The sequence below is a fragment of the [Enterobacter] lignolyticus SCF1 genome, assembly GCF_000164865.1.
GTDB classification, from domain to species: Bacteria; Pseudomonadota; Gammaproteobacteria; order Enterobacterales; family Enterobacteriaceae; genus Enterobacter_B; species Enterobacter_B lignolyticus.
The window spans coordinates 1394034-1415234 of record NC_014618.1 but is presented as its reverse complement, the minus strand read 5'-3'; the positions used below and the strand labels follow the sequence as shown (position 1 = coordinate 1415234).

Sequence of the window (21201 nt, the reverse complement as noted above, 5' to 3'; positions counted from 1 at the left end):
GTTATTCCCCCAGAAGACGCAGCATCTCCGCCTCATCGATAACGGCAATCCCCAGCTCCTGGGCCTTTGCAAGCTTCGACCCCGCCGCCTCTCCGGCAATCACCAGATCGGTTTTCTTCGAGACGCTGCCCGCCACTTTCGCCCCCAGCGCGGCCAGACGCGCCTTCGCATCGTCACGGGACATCAGGCTCAGGCTGCCGGTCAGCACCACCGTTTTTCCGGCGAACGGGCTGTCAATTTCTTCCGCCTTCACCACCACCGGCGCGGGCCAGTGGATGCCTTCAGCGAGCAGCTGCTGAATCACCTCGCGGTTGCTCTCTTCGGCAAAGAAGTTGAACACGTGGGTCGCCACCACGATGCCGACGTCCGGCACCGTTTGCAGATCGTCAATGCTGGCGGCAATCAGCGCCTCAAGGCTGCCGTAGTGCGCCGCCAGACCGGCGGCCGTCGCCTCGCCGACTTCGCGGATCCCCAGCGCGTAAAGGAAGCGGGCAAAGGAGGTCTCTTTCGCCTTCTCCAGCGCGTTCACCACGTTTTGCGCGGATTTCGGTCCCATGCGATCGAGGCCGGTCAGTTTGCCTGCCGTCAGGCGGAAAAGGTCCGCCGGTGTGAGCACATACTCTTTTTCCACCAGTTGGTCGATTATCTTATCGCCCATCCCCTCGACGTCCAGCGCGCGACGCGAGACAAAATGCTTGAGCGACTCTTTACGCTGGGCGCCGCAGATAAGACCGCCCGTACAGCGAGCCACCGCTTCGCCCTCCACGCGCTCAACGTCTGAGCCGCATACCGGGCAATGCGCCGGAAATTCAATCTCCCGGGTGTCGTCCGGACGTTCGGAAAGCACGACGTTCACCACCTGCGGGATAACGTCGCCCGCGCGGCGAATCACTACCTTATCGCCGATCCGCAGCCCCAGACGCTCGATTTCATCGGCATTGTGCAGCGTCGCGTTGCTCACCAGCACGCCGGCCACCTGTACCGGCTCAAGACGGGCAACCGGCGTAATGGCGCCGGTCCGGCCAACCTGAAACTCCACGTCGCGCACAAAGGTCATCTGCTCCTGGGCGGGGAATTTAAACGCCACAGCCCAGCGCGGCGCGCGGGCGACAAACCCCAGCTGCTCCTGCAGCTCCAGGGAGTCGACTTTGATGACCACGCCGTCAATATCGAAACCGAGCGTCGGGCGGTCCTCTTCCACCTTGCGATAGTAAGCAAGCACTTCCTCCGGGCTATTGCACAGCGTCACCCGGCTGCTGACCGGCAACCCCCACGATTTAAACTGCCGCAAGCGACCAAGATGGCTGGCGGGCAGCTCCCCGCCTTCCAGAACGCCGACGCCATAGCAAAAGAACGTCAGCGGCCGCTTTGCGGTGATGCGCGGGTCGAGCTGGCGCAGCGAGCCCGCCGCCGCGTTACGCGGGTTAGCAAACACTTTACCGCCGGTACGGCGGGCTTCATCGTTAATTTTCTCAAAACCGGCCTGCGGTAAAAATACCTCGCCGCGGACTTCGACCCGGGCCGGAACATCGTCGCCGCGCAGCTTCAGCGGGATAGCGCGGATGGTGCGGACGTTAGCGGTGATATCCTCTCCGGTCGTCCCGTCGCCGCGGGTTGCCGCCCGCACCAGCAGGCCGTTTTCGTACAGAATGCTTACCGCCAGGCCGTCCAGCTTCAGCTCGCAGCACCAGGTCAGCTTATCGCTACTTTTCAGCCGATCCTGCACGCGCTTGTTGAACGCCAGAAAGCTCTCTTCATCAAAGACGTTATCGAGCGACAGCATCGGGATTTCATGGCGAACCTGGCTGAATGCACCCAGCGGCTCCGCGCCTACGCGCTGGGTCGGCGAATCGGGGGTTATCAGCTCGGGGTGTTTTGCTTCAAGCTCACGCAGCTCGCGCATCAGGCGGTCATATTCCGCATCCGGGAGCTCCGGCGCGTCCATGACGTGGTAGAGGTATTCGTGATGGCGAAGCGTGGCTCGCAGCGCAGTTAGTTGTTGTTCGATTGGTTCCATATCCCACCATCAGTGATAAAAAACCCCCGACAGGCGGGGGTTCAGGAAACGTGGCGACAATCCAGCACGATCAGGCGTTGGCGTCTTTCACTTCACGGATGCGATCCTGATATTCACGCACCTTCTGCGGGGTGATCATCCGGCGCTGATCGTCAAGCACCACGCCGCCGACTTCATCCGCGATGTACTGCGCCGATTGCAGCATCAGCTTAAAGTTTTGCAGCTCATCACCGTATGACGGTACCTGCATAAAGATAGTTACGCCCGGCGTCGCCATATCGGCCATATTTTCCGGGTCGAACGTGCCGGGTTTCACCATATTCGCCAGGCTGAACAGCGCAGGACCGCCGCCGCCAGGGCTCAGATGGCGATGATAAATATTCATATCGCCAAAGGTAAAACCTGCCTGCTCGATGCTGTTGCGCAGCAGTTCGCCGTTAATCTGCGACCCCTGATGCGCGGCAACGCTCAACACGATGACGGTTTCTTTGCGCTCAGGCTTCTCTGTCTGGGGCTCAGGCGCTGCGGTCTGCGCTGGCGCGACGACCGGCTGAGGCTGAGCAACCGGCTGCTGCGGAGCGGCAGGCTGCGCGGCGACAGGTTGCTGCACCGGCTGGTGAACCGGCTGCGGCTGAGCGGATGGCTGCTGATACTGCGGCTGCGGCGCGACAGGCTGGGCTGGCGCATGCTGCTGCGGCTGACGCACCGGCTGCTGCGCAGGCTGTACCGGCGCCTGACGCTGCGCGGGCTCCTCCTGAGGAGGGCGCGCTGGCTGCTGTACCTGACGCTCATAGGGCGGCTGGTACTGGTGCTGCGGCGCCTGGCGGGGAGCATCATGCTCTCCGGAGGGTGCGTTATGGGCAGGAGTCACCCGGTGAACGCGAACCTCACCTACGCCTTCAACATCGTCATCAAAGTCGCCCTCGTCATCCGACTCATCGTCGTCGCGCGACTTCATGCGTTTCAGTGGGCGATCGCGGAACATAGAAGAACGTTCTTTGCGGCTGGTCCAGAAACCGTGAACCAGTAATGCAATTATGGCGATCGCGCCAACAATGATTAATATCAGACGCAAATCCTGCATCATTATATTCTCTGTTGTTCTAACACCTTGCCACCACGGCAAACATTTACTCACTAAGAGTATTTGCCCATTACGTCAAGTGCAAGTGCGTACCGGGGATTCAGACAATAAAGATGAACCAAATCGTGCTTTTTGCTGTTTTTTCGAACATTTCTGAACTGGCGATCGGCTGACAACCCGATAATATAGTCAGCTGATTGCCAGGGCCTTCACAAAAGGAGCATCGCCTTAACATGGTTTCATCTTCCGCACCTGCTGCACGTAGTGGCGTTTATTATTTTTCTCAGGGCTGGAAACTGATCGGCTTGCCGGGTATCCGCCGTTACGTTTTTCTGCCGCTGCTGGTCAACGTCATACTGATGGGCGGAGCATTCTGGTGGCTGTTCACAAAACTCGAAAGCTGGATCCCGTCGTTAATGAACCACGTCCCTGGCTGGCTGCAGTGGCTGAACTACCTGCTGTGGCCGGTTGCGGTTCTTTCGGTGCTGCTGGTGTTTGGCTACTTCTTTTCGACGATAGCCAACTGGATAGCCGCGCCGTTTAGCGGGCTACTCGCCGAACAGCTGGAAGCGCGTCTGACCGGCGCCACGCCGCCGGATACCGGCGTTTTCGGCATCATGAAGGATGTGCCGCGGATCATGAAGCGCGAATGGCAGAAGCTGGCGTGGTACCTGCCGCGCGCCGTTGTTCTGCTGGTGCTGTTTTTCATCCCGGGCATTGGGCAGACCGTGGCGCCGGTGCTGTGGTTCCTGTTCAGCGCCTGGATGCTGGCCATTCAGTACTGTGATTACCCGTTCGACAACCACAAAGTGCCGTTTAAAACCATGCGCGAAGCCCTGCGTACGCGAAAGGTCACCAACATGCAGTTCGGCGCGCTGGTCAGCCTGTTTACCATGATTCCGGTGCTCAACCTGGTTATCCTGCCCGTCGCTATCTGCGGCGCGACCGCCATGTGGGTGGACTGCTACCGCGGTAAGCACGCCATGTGGAAGTAGCGTTTTTCCGTATATAAATGTAATAAAGGTAAAAGAGGGGTGGCTTATGCTGCCCCTTATTCCATACTGATAACCTTTATTTCACATCAGCATATCGATATGCAAAAACCTTACTTCCCCCTACCCGCTCAGCAGGTATGCTGGGGCGGTATCCCAATTTCATACAGTTAAGGACAGGCCATGAGTAAGATTTATGAAGACAACTCGCTGACTATCGGTCACACGCCGCTGGTTCGACTGAACCGTATCGGTAATGGACGCATTCTGGCGAAGGTAGAGTCACGCAACCCGAGCTTCAGCGTTAAATGCCGCATCGGTGCCAACATGATTTGGGATGCAGAGAAACGCGGCGTGCTTAAAGCAGGCATTGAGCTGGTTGAGCCGACCAGCGGCAACACCGGCATCGCGCTGGCGTACGTTGCCGCCGCGCGTGGCTACAAGCTGACGCTGACCATGCCGGAAACCATGAGTATCGAGCGCCGTAAGCTGCTCAAAGCCCTGGGCGCCAACCTGGTACTGACCGAAGGCGCGAAAGGCATGAAAGGCGCCATTCAGAAAGCAGAAGAAATCGTCGCCAGCGATCCGGCGAAATACCTGCTGCTTCAACAGTTCAGCAACCCGGCCAACCCGGAAATCCACGAAAAAACCACCGGCCCGGAAATCTGGGAAGATACCGACGGTCAGGTTGATGTGTTTATCTCCGGCGTGGGTACCGGCGGTACGCTGACGGGCGTCAGCCGCTATATTAAAGGCACAAAAGGTAAAAACGACCTGATCACCGTCGCCGTCGAACCGACCGATTCGCCGGTCATCACCCAGGCGCTGGCGGGTGAAGAGCTCAAACCGGGCCCGCATAAAATTCAGGGCATCGGCGCCGGATTCATTCCGGGCAACCTCGATCTGAAGCTTATCGATAAAGTGGTGACCATCACCAACGATGAGGCTATCTCTACCGCCCGCCGTTTGATGGAAGAAGAAGGTATTCTGGCAGGGATCTCCTCTGGCGCCGCGGTTGCCGCCGCGCTGAAGCTGCAGGAAGATGAGGGCTTTACCAATAAGAATATTGTGGTTATCCTACCCTCTTCGGGTGAGCGCTATCTGAGCACTGCACTGTTTGCCGATCTCTTCACTGAGAAAGAACTGCAACAGTAATGCCAGTTTGTGAAATTTGCGTAAAAAAGCACTCTCCCGAGTGCTTTTTTTGTGGAGCACGTCAAAGTTTCACCCCTGTTATCATTGATTCATCCCGTCAGGTCTGGTATTTAACCATCACATTTATTTCGATGCGCGAAATTATTCGAAACAGGATTTACGCGTGCTGAATCGATTTTATGATTTGGTTCAAGTCTCGCTTTCGCTGCATAATGTTTAATGACGAGCTATACGTCGACGGCCAGAAATGTCTGCATCGGATTGCGTTTAACAGGCGACTGTGCCGTAACCGTAACACCGGCGCTAACAATACAGGCTAAAGTCTGGCCGCCAGGCTAGACTTTAGTTCCACAACACTAAACCTATAAGTTGGGGAAATATAATGTTCCAGCAAGAAGTTACCATTACCGCTCCGAACGGTCTTCACACCCGCCCTGCTGCTCAGTTTGTCAAAGAAGCGAAAGGCTTCACTTCCGATATCACTGTGACCTCCAACGGCAAAAGCGCCAGCGCAAAAAGCCTGTTTAAACTGCAAACTCTGGGCCTGACTCAGGGTACCGTAGTGAGTATCTCTGCTGAAGGCGAAGACGAGCAGAAAGCAGTTGAGCATCTGGTTAAGCTGATGGCTGAACTCGAGTAAGTTCGCGAGTTCTTTTAAAAATCAGTCACAAGTAAGGTAGGGTTATGATTTCAGGCATTTTAGCATCCCCGGGTATCGCTTTCGGCAAAGCACTGCTGCTGAAAGAAGATGAAATTGTCATCGACCGGAAGAAAATTTCTGCCGAGAACGTCGAACAGGAAGTTGAACGTTTTCTGAACGGCCGTTCCAAAGCGTCTGCGCAGCTGGAAGCCATTAAAACCAAAGCTGGCGAGACGTTCGGCGAGGAAAAAGAAGCTATCTTCGAAGGCCACATCATGTTGCTCGAAGATGAGGAGCTGGAGCAGGAAATCATAGCCCTGATTAAAGATAAGCACATGACTGCTGACGCAGCGGCTCATGAGGTTATCGAAGGTCAGGCGACTGCCCTGGAAGAACTGGATGACGAATACCTGAAAGAGCGTGCGGCTGACGTACGCGACATCGGTAAGCGCCTGCTGCGCAACATCCTGGGTCTGGCCATCATCGATCTGAGCTCGATTCAGAATGAAGTTATCCTGGTTGCCGCTGACCTGACGCCGTCCGAAACCGCACAGCTGAACCTGAAAAAAGTGCTGGGTTTCATCACCGATGCGGGTGGCCGTACGTCCCACACCTCAATTATGGCGCGTTCCCTTGAACTGCCTGCCATCGTGGGTACCGGTAGCATCACCTCTCAGGTGAAAAACGACGATTATCTGATTCTGGATGCCGTAAACAACCAGGTTTACGTCAACCCGACCAACGAGGTTATCGAGCAGCTGCGCGCCGTTCAGGAGCAGGTTGCGACTGAGAAAGCGGAGCTCGCCAAGCTGAAAGACCTGCCGGCTATCACGCTGGATGGCCACCAGGTTGAAGTGTGCGCTAACATCGGTACCGTTCGTGACGTTGAAGGCGCTGAGCGCAACGGCGCGGAAGGCGTTGGCCTGTACCGTACCGAATTCCTGTTCATGGACCGCGACGCCCTGCCGACCGAAGAAGAGCAGTTCCAGGCGTACAAAGCCGTTGCCGAAGCCTGCGGCTCTCAGGCGGTCATCGTGCGCACCATGGATATCGGCGGCGACAAAGAGCTGCCGTACATGAACTTCCCGAAAGAAGAGAACCCGTTCCTGGGCTGGCGTGCCGTGCGTATCGCCATGGATCGCAAAGAGATCCTGCGCGACCAGGTCCGCGCTATCCTGCGCGCCTCCGCGTTCGGCAAGCTGCGCATCATGTTCCCGATGATCATCTCTGTTGAAGAAGTGCGCGCGCTGAAGAAAGAGATCGAGATTTACAAGCAGGAACTGCGTGACGAAGGTAAAGCCTTTGACGAATCCATTGAGATCGGCGTGATGGTGGAAACACCGGCTGCGGCGACCATTGCGCGTCATCTGGCCAAAGAAGTTGACTTCTTTAGTATCGGAACCAATGATTTAACGCAATATACTCTGGCAGTTGACCGTGGTAATGATATGATTTCACATCTTTACCAGCCGATGTCTCCGTCTGTCCTGAACTTGATCAAGCAAGTTATTGATGCTTCTCATGCTGAAGGTAAGTGGACTGGCATGTGCGGTGAGCTTGCGGGCGACGAACGTGCTACACTTCTGTTGCTGGGGATGGGCCTTGACGAATTCTCGATGAGTGCCATTTCTATCCCACGCATTAAGAAGATTATTCGTAACACGAACTTCGAAGATGCGAAGGTGTTAGCAGAGCAGGCTCTTGCTCAACCGACAACGGACGAGTTAATGACGCTGGTTAACAAGTTCATTGAAGAAAAAACAATCTGCTAATCCAAGAGATGCGGCCCAAATTACTGCTTAGGAGAAGATCATGGGTTTGTTCGATAAACTGAAATCTCTGGTTTCTGATGATAAAAAAGACACCGGAACTATTGAGATTGTTGCTCCGCTCTCTGGCGAGATCGTCAACATCGAAGACGTGCCGGATGTTGTATTTGCTGAGAAAATTGTTGGTGACGGTATCGCTATCAAACCGACCGGCAACAAAATGGTTGCGCCTGTTGACGGCACCATCGGCAAAATCTTTGAAACCAACCATGCGTTCTCTATTGAGTCCGACAGTGGTATTGAGCTGTTCGTTCACTTCGGTATCGACACCGTTGAGCTGAAAGGCGAAGGTTTCAAACGTATCGCCGAAGAAGGCCAGCGTGTGAAAGTGGGCGACCCGGTTATCGAATTCGATCTGCCGTTGCTGGAAGAAAAAGCCAAGTCTACCCTGACTCCGGTGGTTATCTCCAACATGGACGAAATCAAAGAACTGATCAAACTGTCCGGTAGCGTAACCGTGGGCGAAACCCCGGTTATCCGCATCAAGAAGTAATTCTTGCCGCACAAAAATGGCGCCTCAGGGCGCCATTTTGTTTTTAAGCCTGCGGCAGCATCAGCTCGTCATAGCCCAGCTGCTGGGTATAACGCATCACCTCCACCACCCGCTTTCCGGCCGCCTCTACCGCGTCAAAGAGCGCGCTCCCCTGCACGATACGGCTGATAAGCTCCGAGCAGAACAGATCCCCGGTCCCTTTTAGCTCCGCCTTAACGCGCGGCCAGGCGCTGATACGCACCGCATCGGCGGTGACCAGCACCACATGAATATTTTCGCCATCATCATCAACCGGCGCGCTGGTGATTGCGACCCAGCGCAGCGTCGGCGTCAGCAGGCTCTTTGCCGCATCGATAGCCGCGGATAAGTCGCGACACGGGCGGCCCGACAGCACCTCCAGCTCAAATACGTTGGGCGTAATGCCCTGCGCCAGCGGCAATAACAGTTGCCGGTAGGCCTGCGGCAGCTCCGCTTTAACGTAGATACCGCTGTCGGTATCGCCAATCACCGGGTCGACCAGAACCACCATCCCGGGATGTTTCTCCTGCTGTACCGCCAGCCATTTCGCCAGAATCTCAATCTGGCTGGCGGTGCCCATATAGCCCGTCGTTACGGCTTTCAGCTGGCCCAGCGCCCCGCGCTCGTCCAGCGCCTGCAGATAGCCGCTAAACCAGTCATCGGGGATCACGCCGCCATAAAAGGTATCGTAGTGCGGCGTATTGCTGAACAGCACCGTCGGCACCGCCAGGACGTTAAGATGATGCTGGCGGATATTCGGTACCGCCACGCTGTTGCCCACGCTGCCATAAACGACCTGCGACTGTACGGCGACAATATCCGCCTGCTGCACCCTGTTTTTATCGTGAAAGAGCACGGACTGAATATCGCTCTTGTTGGTCATCTTTTTTCCTCACTGGACAGTCTGCCGTTTGCTCATTATTATCGCCCTATGCTAAAACTGACATTGTCATAGGTCAATAATGATTGACGGGAAAACGGCGAACGAAATTTTTGATAGCGTACGCCTTCATGTACAGTCTGGCGAGCTCCAGCCCGGCGATACGCTGCCTCCGGTGCGTGAGCTGGCGGTGTCGCTGGCCATCAACCGGAATACGGTTGCGGCGGCGTATAAGCGTCTCGTCACCTCCGGGCTGGCGCAAAGCCTGGGCCGCAACGGTACGGTCATCGCCGCGCCCAACTTCCGGCCCGCCCGCGAGGGCAATGCGCCGCAGACCCGGCTTCTCGATATCTCCGGCGGAAATCCGGCCCCGGCCCGTCTTCCCGACGTCCGTCGCTATTTTACCGCGATAGACGCCACCCCGCGCCTGTACGGCGATGCCGCTGTCGACGCGCGTCTGGGCGTATGGGCGGAAAACTGGATGGCCGGTGACCATCCGGCAGGCGGCGAGATAAATCTCGCCAGCGGCGCGGTGGATGCCGTTGAGCGCCTGCTCAGTGCCCAGCTGCTGCCGGGCGACAGCGTCGCCGTTGAAGATCCCTGCTTCCTGAGCAGCATCAATATGCTGCGCTACGCCGGTTTCTCTCCCGCGCCGGTGGCCGTTGACCACGAGGGCATGCAGGTCGATGCGCTGGAGGCGGCCCTGCTTAACGGCGCCCGCGCGGCGATCGTCACGCCCCGCGCCCATAATCCCACCGGCTGCTGCCTGAGCGCGGCCCGCGCCGCCGCCCTGCGCGAAGTGCTGGCCCGCTATCCGCAGGTGATGGTTATCGTGGATGACCACTTCGCGCTGCTCTCGGCCGCCGACTACCATTCGGTGATTCCGGATACCACCCGCCGCTGGGCGCTGGTGCGATCTATGTCCAAAGCCCTCGGCCCTGATATGCGCATGGCGCTGATCGCCTGCGATACCGTCACCTCCGCCCACCTGCGCCTGCGGCTGAACCCCGGCAGCCAGTGGGTCAGCCATCTGCTCCAGGATCTGGTGTTCGCCTGTCTGACCGACGATCGCTTCCGGGAGAGGCTGGATGACAACCGGCGCTTTTACACCAGCCAGCAGTGCAAGATGGCCGCAGCGCTGCACGCCCGCGGCGTGAACCATGTCCTGCCCGGCGACGGCCTCAACCTGTGGCTGCCGCTAGCCGGCCCCTCGCAGCCCCTGGCGTTCCAGTTAGCCCAGGCGGGATGGCTGGTTCGCGAAGGGGAGCCGTTTGGCATCCAGACGCCGGCGCACGGCCTGCGCCTTTCGCTTTCTACGCTGAATGACGGCGATATTGCCCGGCTGGCGGACGACATTCAGTACGCATTGCAACAACACAACCAGGAGTAATACCCATGCGCATCCATTTTATCGTCCATGCACATTTCGAATCGCCTGGCGCGTATCTCCCCTGGGCGCAGCAGCATGGTTATGCGGTCTCATGGTCCCGCGTCTATGCCGACGAACCGTTGCCGCAGGACGCTCACGGCATCGATATGCTGGTCGTGCTCGGCGGTCCGCAGTCCCCGCAAACCACCAAAGAAGAGTGCCCCTGGTTCGACTCCCGCGCCGAGCAGGAGTTTATCGCGCAGGCCATTGCTGCGGGGTGCATCGTTATCGGCGTTTGTCTTGGCTCTCAGCTTATCGGCGAGGCGCTGGGCGCGCCGGTGCACCATAGTCCGGAAAAAGAGATCGGGCATTATCCGATTACCCTGACCACGGCCGGTTTACAGGACGACAACCTCGCCCACTTCGGCCCGTCGCTGGTGGTCGGGCACTGGCATAACGACATGCCGGGATTAACCCCGATGGCGAAGGTGCTGGCCAGCAGCGAGGGCTGCCCGCGGCAGATTGTGAAATACGGCGACAGCGTCTACGGCTTCCAGTGCCATATGGAATTTACCCGCGAGGTGGTCGAGCGGCTGATAACGCACTCGCAGCAGGAGCTGGAGGAGGCCCGGGGGAAACGCTTTATTCGCCCGGTACAGGAGATGCGCGAGTGGAACTATCAGGAAATGAACGAGAAGCTGTGGGGCTTCCTCGACAGGCTGCTGGCCGCTCACCAGAAATAAACGCGCCGCCCCGACATTGCGGCCAGGGCGGTTTGCCTCAGATACCGGCGCCCTGCGCGTAGCTCTCTTCGCCGAAAACGCCGGTCGACAGATAACGATCGCCGCGATCGCAGATAATCGCCACTACGACCGCGCCCGGGTGGCTTTTCGCCACGCGCAGCGCGCCCGCCACGGCGCCGCCAGAGCTCACGCCGCAGAAAATCCCTTCCCGCACCGCCAGCTCGCGCATGGTGTTTTCCGCCTCGCGCTGGTGAATATCCAGAATGCTGTCGACCAGCGAGGCGTTAAATATTCCCGGCATATACTCCGCAGGCCAGCGGCGAATGCCCGGAATACTGCTGCCCTCTTCCGGCTGCAGGCCGACGATGGCGACCTTTTTCTCCTGCTCGCGCAGAAACCGGGACACGCCGGTGATGGTGCCCGTCGTCCCCATGCTGGAGACAAAATGGCTGATGCGCCCGGAGGTCTGCCGCCAGATTTCCGGGCCGGTGGTGGTATAGTGCGCGTAGGGGTTGTCCGGGTTGTTAAACTGATCGAGCAGCTTCCCTTCCCCACGGGACGCCATCGCCGCCGCCAGATCGCGCGCGCCCTCCATGCCCTGCTCTTTACTCACCAGGATAAGCTCCGCGCCGTAGGCCCGCATCGCCGCGCGACGCTCCTGGCTCATGTTGTCCGGCATCAGCAGCTTCATCCGGTAGCCTTTCAGCGCCGCAATCATCGCCAGCGCAATGCCGGTATTGCCGCTGGTCGCTTCGATCAGCACATCGCCGGGCGTAATTTCGCCGCGCTTTTCCGCCTGCACAATCATCGACAACGCCGCCCGGTCCTTAACCGAACCTGCCGGATTGTTCCCCTCCAGTTTGACCCAGATTTCACTGCCGTTGTCCGGCCCCATGCGCTGCAGTTTAACCAGAGGCGTGTTGCCGATCGTTTGTTCTAATGTATTCACAAGCCCAGTCCAATAAAAAGCCCGGTAAGCGCAACGCCACCGGGCGATAAACATACAAATTAACCTATCAGGCGCTTTGCGCCAGAGCAAGCGTCTCTCGCGCCTCGATACGTTCGCTGTCGTTATATAAACGGGCGTGCTGCAGCCCGACGAACAGCCGCTCGCCGCGCTGCGGCACGTCGTCGCGCATCACCACGGTAAGCGGTTCGTCATACCAGCCGATCGGCTGAACCACCAGCTGGGTGTAATGGCCTTTCGGGCTGGATTCCAGCACCTGTACCGGCAGGGGCGAGTCCAGGCTGGTGCGGCGGCTGACGTCAACCTCCCACGGGCGCAGGAACAGGTCGACATCGCCCTGGTGCGCCGGGGTATAGCCCAGCGGCCAGCGGTGCGCGCCGACGTGAAACTGCCCGCCGCGCACCACGCCTTTCAGGCGGTTCACTTCGCCCATAAACTCCAGCACGAAGCGGGTGGCGGGCTCGCGCCATACCTGCTCCGGCGCATCGACCTGCTCGATATGCCCCTGGCTCATCACCACCACGCGATCGGCCACTTCCATCGCCTCTTCCTGATCGTGGGTGACGAACACGCTGGTGAACTTAAGCTCTTCATGCAGCTGACGCAGCCAGCGGCGAAGCTCTTTACGCACCTGAGCATCCAGCGCGCCGAACGGTTCATCCAGCAGCAGAATTTGCGGCTCTACCGCCAGCGCGCGCGCCAGCGCCACGCGCTGCTTCTGCCCGCCGGATAACTGCGCGGGGAAACGGTCGGCATACGCGCTAAGCTGCACCATCTCCAGCAGCTTCGTCACCTTTTGTTTGATGGCCGCAGCGTCAGGGCGCTCGCGACGCGGCAGCACCGTCAGACCGAAGGCGATATTGTCAAACACCGTCATATGGCGAAACAGCGCGTAGTGCTGAAAAACAAAGCCGACTTTACGATCGCGGGCATGCAAACGGCTAACGTCGGTGCCGTGAAAGCGAATCTGTCCGCTGGTCTGATGCTCAAGCCCGGCGATGATTCGCAGCAGGGTGGTTTTTCCTGAACCGGACGGGCCAAGCAGCGCCACCATCTGGCCAGACGGAATATCCAGGGAGATATCGTTCAGCACCTGGGTGCGCCCGAACGACTTCTTAATGCTGGCAATCTCAATGCTCATGCTGTCTCTCCTGTTGCGCGCGTTTTTCCTGATTTTCCAGCCGCCACTGCAACATACTCTTCAAAAACAGGGTCAAAATAGCCATTAGCGTCAGCAGGGCCGCGGCGGTAAACGAACCGACGGTGTTGTAGTCCTGCTCAAGCAGCTCAATCTGTAGCGGCAGAGAAAGGGTCTCGCCGCGAATAGAACCCGACACCACCGACACCGCGCCAAACTCGCCGATCGCGCGGGCGTTGGTCAGCACCACGCCGTACAGCAGCGCCCAGCGAATATTCGGCAGCGTTACGCGGCGGAACATCTGCCAGCCGGATGCGCCCAGCAGCACGGCGGCCTCATCCTCATTGCTGCCCTGGCTCAACATCACCGGCACCAGCTCGCGCACCACGAACGGGCAGGTGACAAAGATAGTCGCCAGCACCATGCCCGGCCAGGCAAACATCACCTGCAGGTTGTTGGCCTCAAGCCAGCCGCCCAGCGGACCGTTGGAGCCATAAAACAGCAGATACACCAACCCCGCCACCACCGGCGACACCGCAAAGGGAATATCCAGCAGCGTCAGCAGCAGCTGGCGCCCCGGGAAGTTAAAGCGCGTCACCAGCCAGGCCAGCAGCGTACCGAACACCAGATTTACCGGGACGGTAATCAGCGCAATCATCACCGTCAGCCAGATAGCGTGCAGCATGTCCGGGTCGGCGAGATTGTGCAGCACCGGCATCAGCCCTTTGCTGAACGCCTGTACGAAGATGTAGATCATCGGCACCAGCAGGATGAAGGCGGAAACCAGCATCCCGGCGCCGATCAGAACCCATTTTCCCCAGTTAATACGGGGAGCGTCATAGCGCTTTAATTGCGTAACTTCCGCCATTAGTGACCTACCACCCGTCGACCGAAGCGACTTTGCAAGGTATTGATGGAAAACAGCAGCAGCAGCGACGCCGCCAGAATCACGGAGGCAATGGCGCTCGCCGCCGGGTAGTCAAACTCCTGCAGGCGCACAAAAATCATCAGCGATGTGACTTCCGTTTTCCACGCAATGTTGCCGGCGATAAAAATAACCGCGCCGAACTCGCCGAGGCTGCGGGTAAACGACAGCGCCACGCCCGCCAGCAGCGCCGGAGAGAGCTCCGGCAGCACCACTTTGCGAAAGCTCTGCAGGCGCGTCGCCCCCAGCGTTTCCGCCGCTTCTTCGTACTCCGGCCCTAATTCCTCCAGCACCGGCTGCACGGTACGCACCACGAAGGGAATACTGGTAAACGCCATCGCCACCGCAATGCCGAGCCAGGTATAGGTGACTTTAATATCGAACTTCGCCAGCCACTCGCCGTAAAAACCATTGACCGAGAACAGAGAGGCCAGCGTCAGGCCCGCCACGGCGGTCGGTAGCGCGAACGGCAGATCCATCAGCGCGTCGAGCAGCGTACGGCCCGGGAAACGATAGCGCGTCAGGATCCACGCCATCAGCAGGCCAAACACGCCGTTAAAGATTGAGGCCACAAAAGCCGACAGCAGCGTCACTTTATACGCGGCTACCACCTGCGGGTTGGTAATGACGTCCCAGTACTGCGCCCAGCTCATCTGCGACAGCTGGATAACCAGCGCGCTGAGCGGCAGCAGTAAAATCAGGCAGACAAACAGCAGGCTGGTGCCAAGGCTTAAGCTAAAGCCCGGCAACACGCGTTTCGTCGAAGCGGCAAACATTAGCGACGTCCCGCCGCCAGTAGTTTGTCCAGCTCGCCGCCGCTGGCGAAATGGGTTTTCATCACCTCAGCCCAGCTGCCAAACTTATCCTCCACCCGGAACAGCGTCGTCTGCGGGAACTTGTCCTTCTGCTGCGCCATCACTTCCGGGTTGTTCACCCGGTAGTAGTAGTCGGTAATAATGGTCTGCGCCTGCGGGCTATAGAGCCAGCTGAGGTACGCTTTTGCCGCCTTCTCGGTGCCGTTGGCCTTGACGTTTTTGTCGACCCAGGCCACCGGGAACTCCGCCAGAATATTGGTCTTCGGCACCACCACCTCGTAGCCCTGCGCTTCATACTGCTTGCGGATGTTATTGACCTCCGACTCGAAGCTTATCAGCACGTCGCCCAGACCGCGTTCGGCAAAGGTGGTGGTCGCGCCGCGTCCGCCGGTATCAAATACCTCAACGTTTTTCAGGAACTGAGTCATGAACTGTTCGGTTTTCGCCCTGTCGCCGCCGTCGGCTTTGTCCGCAGCGCCCCATGCCGCCAGATACGTGTAACGGGCATTACCGGACGTTTTCGGGTTCGGGAAAATCAGCTTCACGTCGGATCGCACCAGGTCGCTCCAGTCGTGGATATTTTTGGGATTTCCTTTACGCACCAGGAACGCCATGGTGGAGTAAAACGGCGAACTGTTGTTCGGCAGACGGGTTTGCCAGTCAGCCGGAATGAGGTTGCCTTTGTCATGCAGGATCTGCACGTCGGTGACCTGGTTATAAGTTACAACGTCGGCTTTTAAGCCCTGCAGAATGGCCAGCGCCTGTTTAGACGAACCGGCATGCGACTGTTTAATCGTCAGCTTATCGCCGCCGTTATCTTTCGCCCACTGCTGTTCAAACGGCGGGTTGAGGGCGGCGAAAAGCTCGCGGGAAACGTCATAGGAGCTATTCAACAGCTCGGTCGCCTGCGCCTGCGCGACCAGCAATACCGACGCCGCCAGCGCCAGATATCCTTTTTTCAGTGAGTTAACGGCCATTACGCCCCCTTATAAACAGGTTGATTCTCTTATCGCCAGTTTATTTATAACGGGTGGCAAACATATAACGGTTTTATATACCGTTTAGCGATTTGGAAGTTTAAAAGGGAATAAGCGGCGGCCAGGATTTTTTTACGCGCTATTTTGGTACCCTTATCCCCAACACCTTCCCTTCACCTAAAAAGGAACACCACATGCGTCAACGGACGATCGTCTGCCCGATTATTCAGAACAACGGTGACTATCTGCTGTGTAAAATGGCCGACGACAGGGGCGTCTTCCCCGGACAGTGGGCCATCTCCGGCGGCGGTATGGAGCCTGGCGAAACGATGGAGCAGGCGCTGCTGCGCGAAATCGGCGAGGAGCTGGGCGAGAAGCTGGACATTACCCGGATTACGCCCTGGCATTTTCGCGACGACGTGCGGATGAAAACCTACGCCGACGGTACGCAGGAGGAGATCTACATGATCTATCTGATGTTCGACTGCGAAAGCCGCAACCGTGACGTGACCTTCAATGAAGAGTTTCAGGAGGTGGCCTGGGTCAGCCCGCAGGATCTGCATCGCTACGATCTTAACGTCGCCACCCGCCAGACCTTTATCGATAAAGGGCTGCTGTAGACGATGCAGAGAACAAAAAAGGCAGCCGTGCGGCTGCCTTTTGCCTCTCCCGGCGGTTACAGCGCCAGCAGTTTATCCAGCGACGGCGCGAAATAGTAGCCGCCCGTTACCGGCTTCGTGAAGCGCAGCATCGCATCCCGCTTCCCGTCGGTATCGCCGAACATGCTCAGCAGCTGCTGCTCAATGTTGTACAGGCGAGCGCAGTAGGCGCAGAAGTAGAGGCCATGCGTTCCGCTGGCGGTGCCGTACGGCAGGCTCTGGCGCACAATTTTCAGCCCTTTACCGTTCTCTTTGAGGTCCACGCGGGTCAGGTGCGACGTTTCAGGACGCTCGTCGCCATCAATCTCCTCGTTGGCGACCTTGGTGCGGCCAATCATCATTTCCTGATCGTGAACGCTCATGCGGTTAAGCTGCTTCAGGTTATGCTCCCAGCGCTGCACGAACACGTAGCTGCCGCCTGCGTCCACGCCATCTTTGATCACCGCCACCTCGCGGCGCGTCTCCTCGCCCGCCGGGTTTTCGGTACCGTCAACGAAGCCGCTGAGGTCGCGCTCTTCCACCCAGCGGAAGCCGTGGATCTCTTCTTTCACCTCAACGGCGTCACCAAACGCCGCCATTGCCGCCTGGGCGACGGAGAAGTTCACATCGTGACGCAGCGACAAAATGTGGATCAGCACATCGTACTGCGTCGCCGGCGCGAGGCCTTTACCGTATGGCGTGAAGTCTTTCAGCTCTTCGGCCCCCACGCCGCCGCTGAGCGCGCGCCAGGTATCGTGGCCGAACGCCACCACGGCGCCCAGATGGGCGTCAGGGAACTGCGCTTCAAAACCGGCCAGCTTATCGGCAAACACCTTGCTGCATTCACGCAGGGCGTTTACGTCCCCTTTCACATTGGCTTCAATCCAAATCGCCGCACGGCAATGTTCCGGCAAAATGCCGCTCTGAACCTGAGACATCGCTCCTCCTGAAAAAAGATGCCACGACATCGTGGCATGAATACGTCGTAGTCTACCCGCTTTTTACGCGCCGGGGTTTGTTCCCGGGCAAATTAACGGCGCCAGATAATTTTGCTGACTTTCCAGTTTTTCAGCGCGTCATCCGGTGGCATCAGCTCAACCGGGCCGCTCCAGCTGCCGGTGAACAGGTAGCTGATATGCTGGCTGTCTTTCGCTTTACACTCAACGCCTGCGGCATCATCGCCGCTGCCTTTCTGGCAATTGCCGAACGCTTTGCTGTAAATCGCGCTAAACGGCGTACCGACGTTGACGCCTTCCGGCGCGGGCACCTTGCTGTCCAGCACGTCAATACGGCTCACGCTGCCCGCATCGCCGTTAATCACCAGCGCCACGGTGTCGCCTTTCATCGCTTCAAAATAGCGCACCACGGCGCCGTTATTCGTTTTCATACCGCTACGCAGGCGATAGTCGCCGCCAAGCGCGTCGCTGATGGCCTTTTCGTCAAGCGGCGTCGAACCGTTCAGGTCGCCTACGCCTTTTTCGCTCACTGCGGCAGAAGACCCAAACCAGTTCCACGGGTACGCCGCGGACCAGTTAATCGCGCTGAGCGTAGAACAGCCGGTCAGCGCCAGCGGTAGCGCGCATGCCAGTATACGTATCGATTTCATTCCAGATCCTTTCATATCAAAGCAACGCCTGTTGGAGTGCAAATCTGAAAAAAAGTGCACTTTGAATGCCGATGTTACTGAAAACAGGCGCGTAAACGGCGGCTGCTCAGGAGCCACCACAGGGCAAAACCGTCAAGCATCACCAGCGTCACGCCGATGCCGGAGAGCGGATCGCCTGCCAGCCACAGCAGCGGCTGCCAGAGCAGCAGCGCGGCCTGGGCCGCCACCAGCAGCCAGCGCATCAGCGCCCACAGGCGGGAGAAAAAGTGGCGTCGTCCGCTCAGCAAAAATGCCGCCACCGCCGGAATGCCGGGCAGCAGGCCGAGCCAGAACATATCGTGGTCGGGATAGAACAGATTCAGCAGCGTGTCGCCCTGCTGGCGCGACGCGGCGGCCATAACGAACAGCACCCAGGTTCGCGCCTGGAGCAGCAAAATGCACCAGAACAAAACGGGCAACCGCAGCCGACCGAAATTATCGTAATCGTCAGGATAAAATTCAGTATTCTTCATCTTCAATCAGGCGTTTGCCCAGCACGTCAACGTCTGAATGCTCATAGCCGAGGCGCTCGTACATCCCCTGCACAATGTCGTTATCTTCGCGAACCATAATTTGAATTTTCGGGCAACCGCGCGCGATAAGCTTTTTCTCCAGCCGGTTAAGCAGCGCGTTGGCAATACCGCGGCCCCGGTATTCCGGATGTACGCCGAGATAGTACGCCGACCCGCGATGGCCGTCATAGCCGCCCATCACCGTCCCGACCACCACGCCGTTGACCTCGGCCACCAGGAACAGGCTGACGTCGTGATTCACTTTACGTTCGATATCCATTTCGGGGTCATTCCACGGGCGCAGCAGGTCGCAACGTTCCCACAGCGTGACAACCTCTTCAAAATCGGACTGGCGAAAAACGCGTATCTCCATGGTATTGCCCATCTTTTCAGGTTTAAAAACAGTGATTATGGCGCGATCGTCCTAATTATCCAACATCCCGCGCGCCAGCGCGAAAAAAATGGCATAATGTTGTATTGTCACGTATTGAAATGAAAAGTAAAACAATTCTCATCCTGAATATGTCGTCACGGAATACGCGATACGATATAACACAACACACGGACTCCCACTTTTTACAACTCAGGCCGCATGAGCACTTTTAAACCCTTAAAAATACTTGCTTCGCGCCGCCAGGTGCTGAAAGCCGGACTGGCCGCACTGACGTTGTCAGGAATGTCGAACGCCATCGCAAAAGAAGAAACGCTGAAAACCAGCAACGGCCACAGCAAACCTGCCGCTAAAAAGGCCGGGGCAAAACGCATCGTCATGCTCGACCCGGGGCATGGCGGTATTGATACCGGCGCTATCGGGCATAACGGCTCGAAAGAGAAACACGTGGTGCTGGCCATCGCCAAAAACGTCCGGTCTATTCTGCGCAACAACGGTATCGACGCGCGCCTGACGCGCACCGGTGATACCTTTATCCCGCTGTACGATCGCGTGGAAATCGCCCACCAGCACGGCGCCGACCTGTTTATGTCGATTCACGCCGATGGCTTTACCAACCCGAGCGCCGCGGGCGCTTCGGTGTTTGCGCTGTCCAACCGCGGCGCCAGTAGCGCCATGGCGAAATACCTTTCTGATAAAGAAAACGCCGTTGACGAGCTGGCGGGAAAAAAAGCGCTTGATAAGGATCACCTGTTGCAGCAAGTGCTGTTCGACCTGGTGCAAACGGATACCATAAAGAACAGCCTGACGCTGGGCTCGCATATCCTCAAACAGATTAAACCGGTCCACAAGCTGCACAGCCGCAGCACCGAACAGGCCGCGTTTGTGGTGCTGAAATCGCCGTCCATCCCTTCGGTGCTGGTGGAAACCTCGTTTATCACCAACCCGGGCGAAGAGAAGCTGTTAGGCACGACGGCGTTCCGCCAGAAGATAGCCAATGCTATCGCCTCAGGCATCATCAGCTATTTCCACTGGTTCGATAACCAGAAAGCGCACGTGAAGAGACGTTAATGAAACCCGATGCCCAACAGGTAAAAACGTTCCTGCTCGCCTTGCAGGACAGTATCTGCCAGCAGCTGGCGGCCGTTGACGGCCAGACCTTTAGCGAAGACAACTGGCAGCGTGACGGCGGCGGCGGCGGACGCAGCCGCGTGCTGCGCAACGGCGGGGTTTTCGAGCAGGCGGGCGTCAACTTCTCGCACGTCCACGGCGACGCCATGCCCGCCTCCGCCACCGCGCATCGCCCCGAGCTTGCCGGGCGCAGTTTTGAAGCCATGGGCGTCTCGCTGGTCGTTCACCCGCACAATCCGTACGTGCCGACCAGCCACGCCAACGTGCGTTTCTTTATCGCCGAAAAACCGGGCGCGGACCCGGTCTGGTGGTTCGGCGGCGGGTTTGATTTAACGCCCTATTACGGCTTTGAAGAAGACGCCGTTCACTGGCACCGCACGGCGCGGGACCTGTGCCTGCCTTTTGGCGAGGACGTCTACCCGCGCTATAAAAAGTGGTGCGACGACTACTTTTACCTCAGGCATCGCCAGGAGCAGCGCGGTATCGGCGGCCTGTTTTTTGACGATCTGAACACGCCGGATTTCGACCGCTGCTTCGCCTTTATGCAGGCGGTAGGCAACGGCTACACCGACGCGTATCTGCCGATTGTTGAGCGCCGCAAAGCGATGGCTTTCGGCGAGCGCGAGCGCGACTTCCAGCTTTACCGTCGCGGTCGCTACGTGGAGTTCAATCTGGTGTGGGATCGCGGTACGCTGTTCGGTCTGCAAACCGGCGGCCGTACGGAGTCGATTCTGATGTCGATGCCGCCGCTGGTGCGCTGGGAATATGATTACCAGCCGGAAGATGGCAGCCCGGAAGCCGCATTGAGCGAATTTATTCGGGTGCGCGATTGGGTGTGATGA

At 58.1% G+C, this 21201-nt stretch carries 22 protein-coding genes; 10 read left to right on the top strand and 12 right to left on the bottom strand.

Annotated elements, in window-relative coordinates; genetic code table 11:
* Position 1: 1 nt before the first annotated feature.
* Together ligA and zipA are read right to left on the bottom strand one after the other, a co-directional pair.
* Positions 2 to 2017: an NAD-dependent DNA ligase LigA gene (gene ligA / locus ENTCL_RS06680; protein WP_013365353.1), complete on the bottom strand. Its 2016-nt coding sequence runs from the start codon at positions 2015 to 2017 to the stop codon at positions 2 to 4.
* Between the two features lie 70 nt (positions 2018 to 2087).
* Complete coding sequence (zipA, locus tag ENTCL_RS06675) at positions 2088 to 3104, bottom strand: cell division protein ZipA (protein WP_013365352.1); 1017 nt, start codon at positions 3102 to 3104, stop codon at positions 2088 to 2090.
* A gap of 230 nt (positions 3105 to 3334) precedes the next feature.
* Between zipA and cysZ the strand changes: the two genes are divergently transcribed.
* The 5 genes from cysZ (at position 3335) to crr (ending at position 8210) form a co-directional block, all read left to right on the top strand.
* Positions 3335 to 4096 (top strand): sulfate transporter CysZ, encoded by a 762-nt coding sequence (gene cysZ, locus ENTCL_RS06670; protein WP_013365351.1) that lies wholly within the window; start codon positions 3335 to 3337, stop codon positions 4094 to 4096.
* A gap of 180 nt (positions 4097 to 4276) precedes the next feature.
* Positions 4277 to 5248 carry a cysteine synthase A gene (cysK, locus tag ENTCL_RS06665; RefSeq protein WP_013365350.1) on the top strand — a complete coding sequence of 324 codons (972 nt, stop codon included), beginning with the start codon at positions 4277 to 4279 and terminating at the stop codon, positions 5246 to 5248.
* 382 nt (positions 5249 to 5630) lie between these two features.
* Positions 5631 to 5888 carry a phosphocarrier protein Hpr gene (ptsH, locus tag ENTCL_RS06660; protein WP_002463574.1) on the top strand — a complete coding sequence of 86 codons (258 nt, stop codon included), beginning with the start codon at positions 5631 to 5633 and terminating at the stop codon, positions 5886 to 5888.
* A gap of 44 nt (positions 5889 to 5932) precedes the next feature.
* Positions 5933 to 7660, top strand: a complete 1728-nt coding sequence (gene ptsI / locus ENTCL_RS06655) for a phosphoenolpyruvate-protein phosphotransferase PtsI (protein WP_013365349.1) — start codon at positions 5933 to 5935, stop codon at positions 7658 to 7660.
* A 40-nt stretch (positions 7661 to 7700) separates the two neighbouring features.
* Complete coding sequence (gene crr, locus ENTCL_RS06650) at positions 7701 to 8210, top strand: PTS glucose transporter subunit IIA (RefSeq protein ID WP_000522253.1); 510 nt, start codon at positions 7701 to 7703, stop codon at positions 8208 to 8210.
* 43 nt (positions 8211 to 8253) lie between these two features.
* On the opposite strand, the gene pdxK is transcribed toward crr, so the two are convergent.
* Positions 8254 to 9111, bottom strand: coding sequence for a pyridoxine/pyridoxal/pyridoxamine kinase (gene pdxK, locus ENTCL_RS06645; protein ID WP_013365348.1), 858 nt, complete (start codon positions 9109 to 9111; stop codon positions 8254 to 8256).
* 79 nt (positions 9112 to 9190) lie between these two features.
* On the opposite strand from pdxK, the gene ptsJ reads away from it, so the two are divergent.
* Positions 9191 to 10498 carry a MocR-like B6 salvage transcription factor PtsJ gene (ptsJ, locus tag ENTCL_RS06640; RefSeq protein ID WP_013365347.1) on the top strand — a complete coding sequence of 436 codons (1308 nt, stop codon included), beginning with the start codon at positions 9191 to 9193 and terminating at the stop codon, positions 10496 to 10498.
* 5 nt (positions 10499 to 10503) lie between these two features.
* A complete protein-coding gene (locus ENTCL_RS06635; RefSeq protein WP_013365346.1) occupies positions 10504 to 11220 on the top strand; it encodes a type 1 glutamine amidotransferase in 717 nt (238 codons plus the stop codon).
* Between the two features lie 37 nt (positions 11221 to 11257).
* Here ENTCL_RS06635 and cysM read toward each other — a convergent pair whose 3' ends face one another.
* From cysM to ENTCL_RS06610, 5 genes are all read right to left on the bottom strand, one after another.
* Complete coding sequence (cysM, locus tag ENTCL_RS06630; RefSeq protein ID WP_013365345.1) at positions 11258 to 12169, bottom strand: cysteine synthase CysM; 912 nt, start codon at positions 12167 to 12169, stop codon at positions 11258 to 11260.
* A 67-nt stretch (positions 12170 to 12236) separates the two neighbouring features.
* A complete protein-coding gene (gene cysA, locus ENTCL_RS06625; protein WP_013365344.1) occupies positions 12237 to 13328 on the bottom strand; it encodes a sulfate/thiosulfate ABC transporter ATP-binding protein CysA in 1092 nt (363 codons plus the stop codon).
* On the bottom strand, positions 13318 to 14193 hold the full coding sequence (gene cysW, locus ENTCL_RS06620) for a sulfate/thiosulfate ABC transporter permease CysW (protein WP_013365343.1): 876 nt from the start codon (positions 14191 to 14193) through the stop codon (positions 13318 to 13320). The genes cysA and cysW overlap by 11 nt, the downstream gene beginning before the upstream one ends.
* The gene (cysT, locus tag ENTCL_RS06615; protein WP_013365342.1) at positions 14193 to 15026 is read right to left on the bottom strand and encodes a sulfate/thiosulfate ABC transporter permease CysT; all 834 of its coding nucleotides are present in this window, start codon (positions 15024 to 15026) and stop codon (positions 14193 to 14195) included. Before cysT ends, cysW begins: the two co-directional genes overlap by 1 nt.
* Complete coding sequence (locus ENTCL_RS06610) at positions 15026 to 16042, bottom strand: sulfate ABC transporter substrate-binding protein (protein WP_013365341.1); 1017 nt, start codon at positions 16040 to 16042, stop codon at positions 15026 to 15028. Before ENTCL_RS06610 ends, cysT begins: the two co-directional genes overlap by 1 nt.
* 194 nt (positions 16043 to 16236) lie before the next feature.
* Between ENTCL_RS06610 and nudI the strand changes: the two genes are divergently transcribed.
* On the top strand, positions 16237 to 16662 hold the full coding sequence (gene nudI / locus ENTCL_RS06605; RefSeq protein ID WP_013365340.1) for a nucleoside triphosphatase NudI: 426 nt from the start codon (positions 16237 to 16239) through the stop codon (positions 16660 to 16662).
* Positions 16663 to 16718: 56 nt separating this feature from the next.
* On the opposite strand, the gene ENTCL_RS06600 is transcribed toward nudI, so the two are convergent.
* The 4 genes from ENTCL_RS06600 to ENTCL_RS06585 all read right to left on the bottom strand — a co-directional run bounded on the left by ENTCL_RS06600 (position 16719) and on the right by ENTCL_RS06585 (position 19210).
* Positions 16719 to 17618 carry a Dyp-type peroxidase gene (locus ENTCL_RS06600; RefSeq protein WP_013365339.1) on the bottom strand — a complete coding sequence of 300 codons (900 nt, stop codon included), beginning with the start codon at positions 17616 to 17618 and terminating at the stop codon, positions 16719 to 16721.
* A 92-nt stretch (positions 17619 to 17710) separates the two neighbouring features.
* Positions 17711 to 18286, bottom strand: a complete 576-nt coding sequence (locus tag ENTCL_RS06595; RefSeq protein WP_013365338.1) for an RpoE-regulated lipoprotein — start codon at positions 18284 to 18286, stop codon at positions 17711 to 17713.
* Between the two features lie 74 nt (positions 18287 to 18360).
* Entirely contained in the window at positions 18361 to 18798 is a 438-nt protein-coding gene (locus tag ENTCL_RS06590) for a DUF2919 domain-containing protein (RefSeq protein WP_013365337.1), read from the bottom strand.
* The gene (locus ENTCL_RS06585) at positions 18785 to 19210 is read right to left on the bottom strand and encodes a GNAT family acetyltransferase (RefSeq protein ID WP_044612077.1); all 426 of its coding nucleotides are present in this window, start codon (positions 19208 to 19210) and stop codon (positions 18785 to 18787) included. The genes ENTCL_RS06590 and ENTCL_RS06585 overlap by 14 nt, the downstream gene beginning before the upstream one ends.
* A gap of 219 nt (positions 19211 to 19429) precedes the next feature.
* On the opposite strand from ENTCL_RS06585, the gene amiA reads away from it, so the two are divergent.
* On the top strand, positions 19430 to 20299 hold the full coding sequence (amiA, locus tag ENTCL_RS06580) for an N-acetylmuramoyl-L-alanine amidase AmiA (RefSeq protein WP_013365335.1): 870 nt from the start codon (positions 19430 to 19432) through the stop codon (positions 20297 to 20299).
* The gene (gene hemF / locus ENTCL_RS06575; protein ID WP_013365334.1) at positions 20299 to 21198 is read left to right on the top strand and encodes an oxygen-dependent coproporphyrinogen oxidase; all 900 of its coding nucleotides are present in this window, start codon (positions 20299 to 20301) and stop codon (positions 21196 to 21198) included. The genes amiA and hemF overlap by 1 nt, the downstream gene beginning before the upstream one ends.
* The last annotated feature ends 3 nt before the right edge of the window (positions 21199 to 21201 follow it).

What these genes read in the sequence shown, in the direction of transcription:
- ligA (WP_013365353.1), bottom strand. Translation starts at nt 2,017, where the DNA reads ATGGAACCAATCGAACAACAACTAACTGCGCTGCGAGCCACGCTTCGC.
- zipA (WP_013365352.1), bottom strand. Translation starts at nt 3,104, where the DNA reads ATGATGCAGGATTTGCGTCTGATATTAATCATTGTTGGCGCGATCGCC.
- cysZ (WP_013365351.1), top strand. Translation starts at nt 3,335, where the DNA reads ATGGTTTCATCTTCCGCACCTGCTGCACGTAGTGGCGTTTATTATTTT.
- cysK (WP_013365350.1), top strand. Translation starts at nt 4,277, where the DNA reads ATGAGTAAGATTTATGAAGACAACTCGCTGACTATCGGTCACACGCCG.
- ptsH (WP_002463574.1), top strand. Translation starts at nt 5,631, where the DNA reads ATGTTCCAGCAAGAAGTTACCATTACCGCTCCGAACGGTCTTCACACC.
- ptsI (WP_013365349.1), top strand. Translation starts at nt 5,933, where the DNA reads ATGATTTCAGGCATTTTAGCATCCCCGGGTATCGCTTTCGGCAAAGCA.
- crr (WP_000522253.1), top strand. Translation starts at nt 7,701, where the DNA reads ATGGGTTTGTTCGATAAACTGAAATCTCTGGTTTCTGATGATAAAAAA.
- pdxK (WP_013365348.1), bottom strand. Translation starts at nt 9,111, where the DNA reads ATGACCAACAAGAGCGATATTCAGTCCGTGCTCTTTCACGATAAAAAC.
- ptsJ (WP_013365347.1), top strand. Translation starts at nt 9,191, where the DNA reads ATGATTGACGGGAAAACGGCGAACGAAATTTTTGATAGCGTACGCCTT.
- ENTCL_RS06635 (WP_013365346.1), top strand. Translation starts at nt 10,504, where the DNA reads ATGCGCATCCATTTTATCGTCCATGCACATTTCGAATCGCCTGGCGCG.
- cysA (WP_013365344.1), bottom strand. Translation starts at nt 13,328, where the DNA reads ATGAGCATTGAGATTGCCAGCATTAAGAAGTCGTTCGGGCGCACCCAG.
- cysW (WP_013365343.1), bottom strand. Translation starts at nt 14,193, where the DNA reads ATGGCGGAAGTTACGCAATTAAAGCGCTATGACGCTCCCCGTATTAAC.
- cysT (WP_013365342.1), bottom strand. Translation starts at nt 15,026, where the DNA reads ATGTTTGCCGCTTCGACGAAACGCGTGTTGCCGGGCTTTAGCTTAAGC.
- ENTCL_RS06610 (WP_013365341.1), bottom strand. Translation starts at nt 16,042, where the DNA reads ATGGCCGTTAACTCACTGAAAAAAGGATATCTGGCGCTGGCGGCGTCG.
- nudI (WP_013365340.1), top strand. Translation starts at nt 16,237, where the DNA reads ATGCGTCAACGGACGATCGTCTGCCCGATTATTCAGAACAACGGTGAC.
- ENTCL_RS06600 (WP_013365339.1), bottom strand. Translation starts at nt 17,618, where the DNA reads ATGTCTCAGGTTCAGAGCGGCATTTTGCCGGAACATTGCCGTGCGGCG.
- ENTCL_RS06595 (WP_013365338.1), bottom strand. Translation starts at nt 18,286, where the DNA reads ATGAAATCGATACGTATACTGGCATGCGCGCTACCGCTGGCGCTGACC.
- ENTCL_RS06590 (WP_013365337.1), bottom strand. Translation starts at nt 18,798, where the DNA reads ATGAAGAATACTGAATTTTATCCTGACGATTACGATAATTTCGGTCGG.
- ENTCL_RS06585 (WP_044612077.1), bottom strand. Translation starts at nt 19,210, where the DNA reads ATGGAGATACGCGTTTTTCGCCAGTCCGATTTTGAAGAGGTTGTCACG.
- amiA (WP_013365335.1), top strand. Translation starts at nt 19,430, where the DNA reads ATGAGCACTTTTAAACCCTTAAAAATACTTGCTTCGCGCCGCCAGGTG.
- hemF (WP_013365334.1), top strand. Translation starts at nt 20,299, where the DNA reads ATGAAACCCGATGCCCAACAGGTAAAAACGTTCCTGCTCGCCTTGCAG.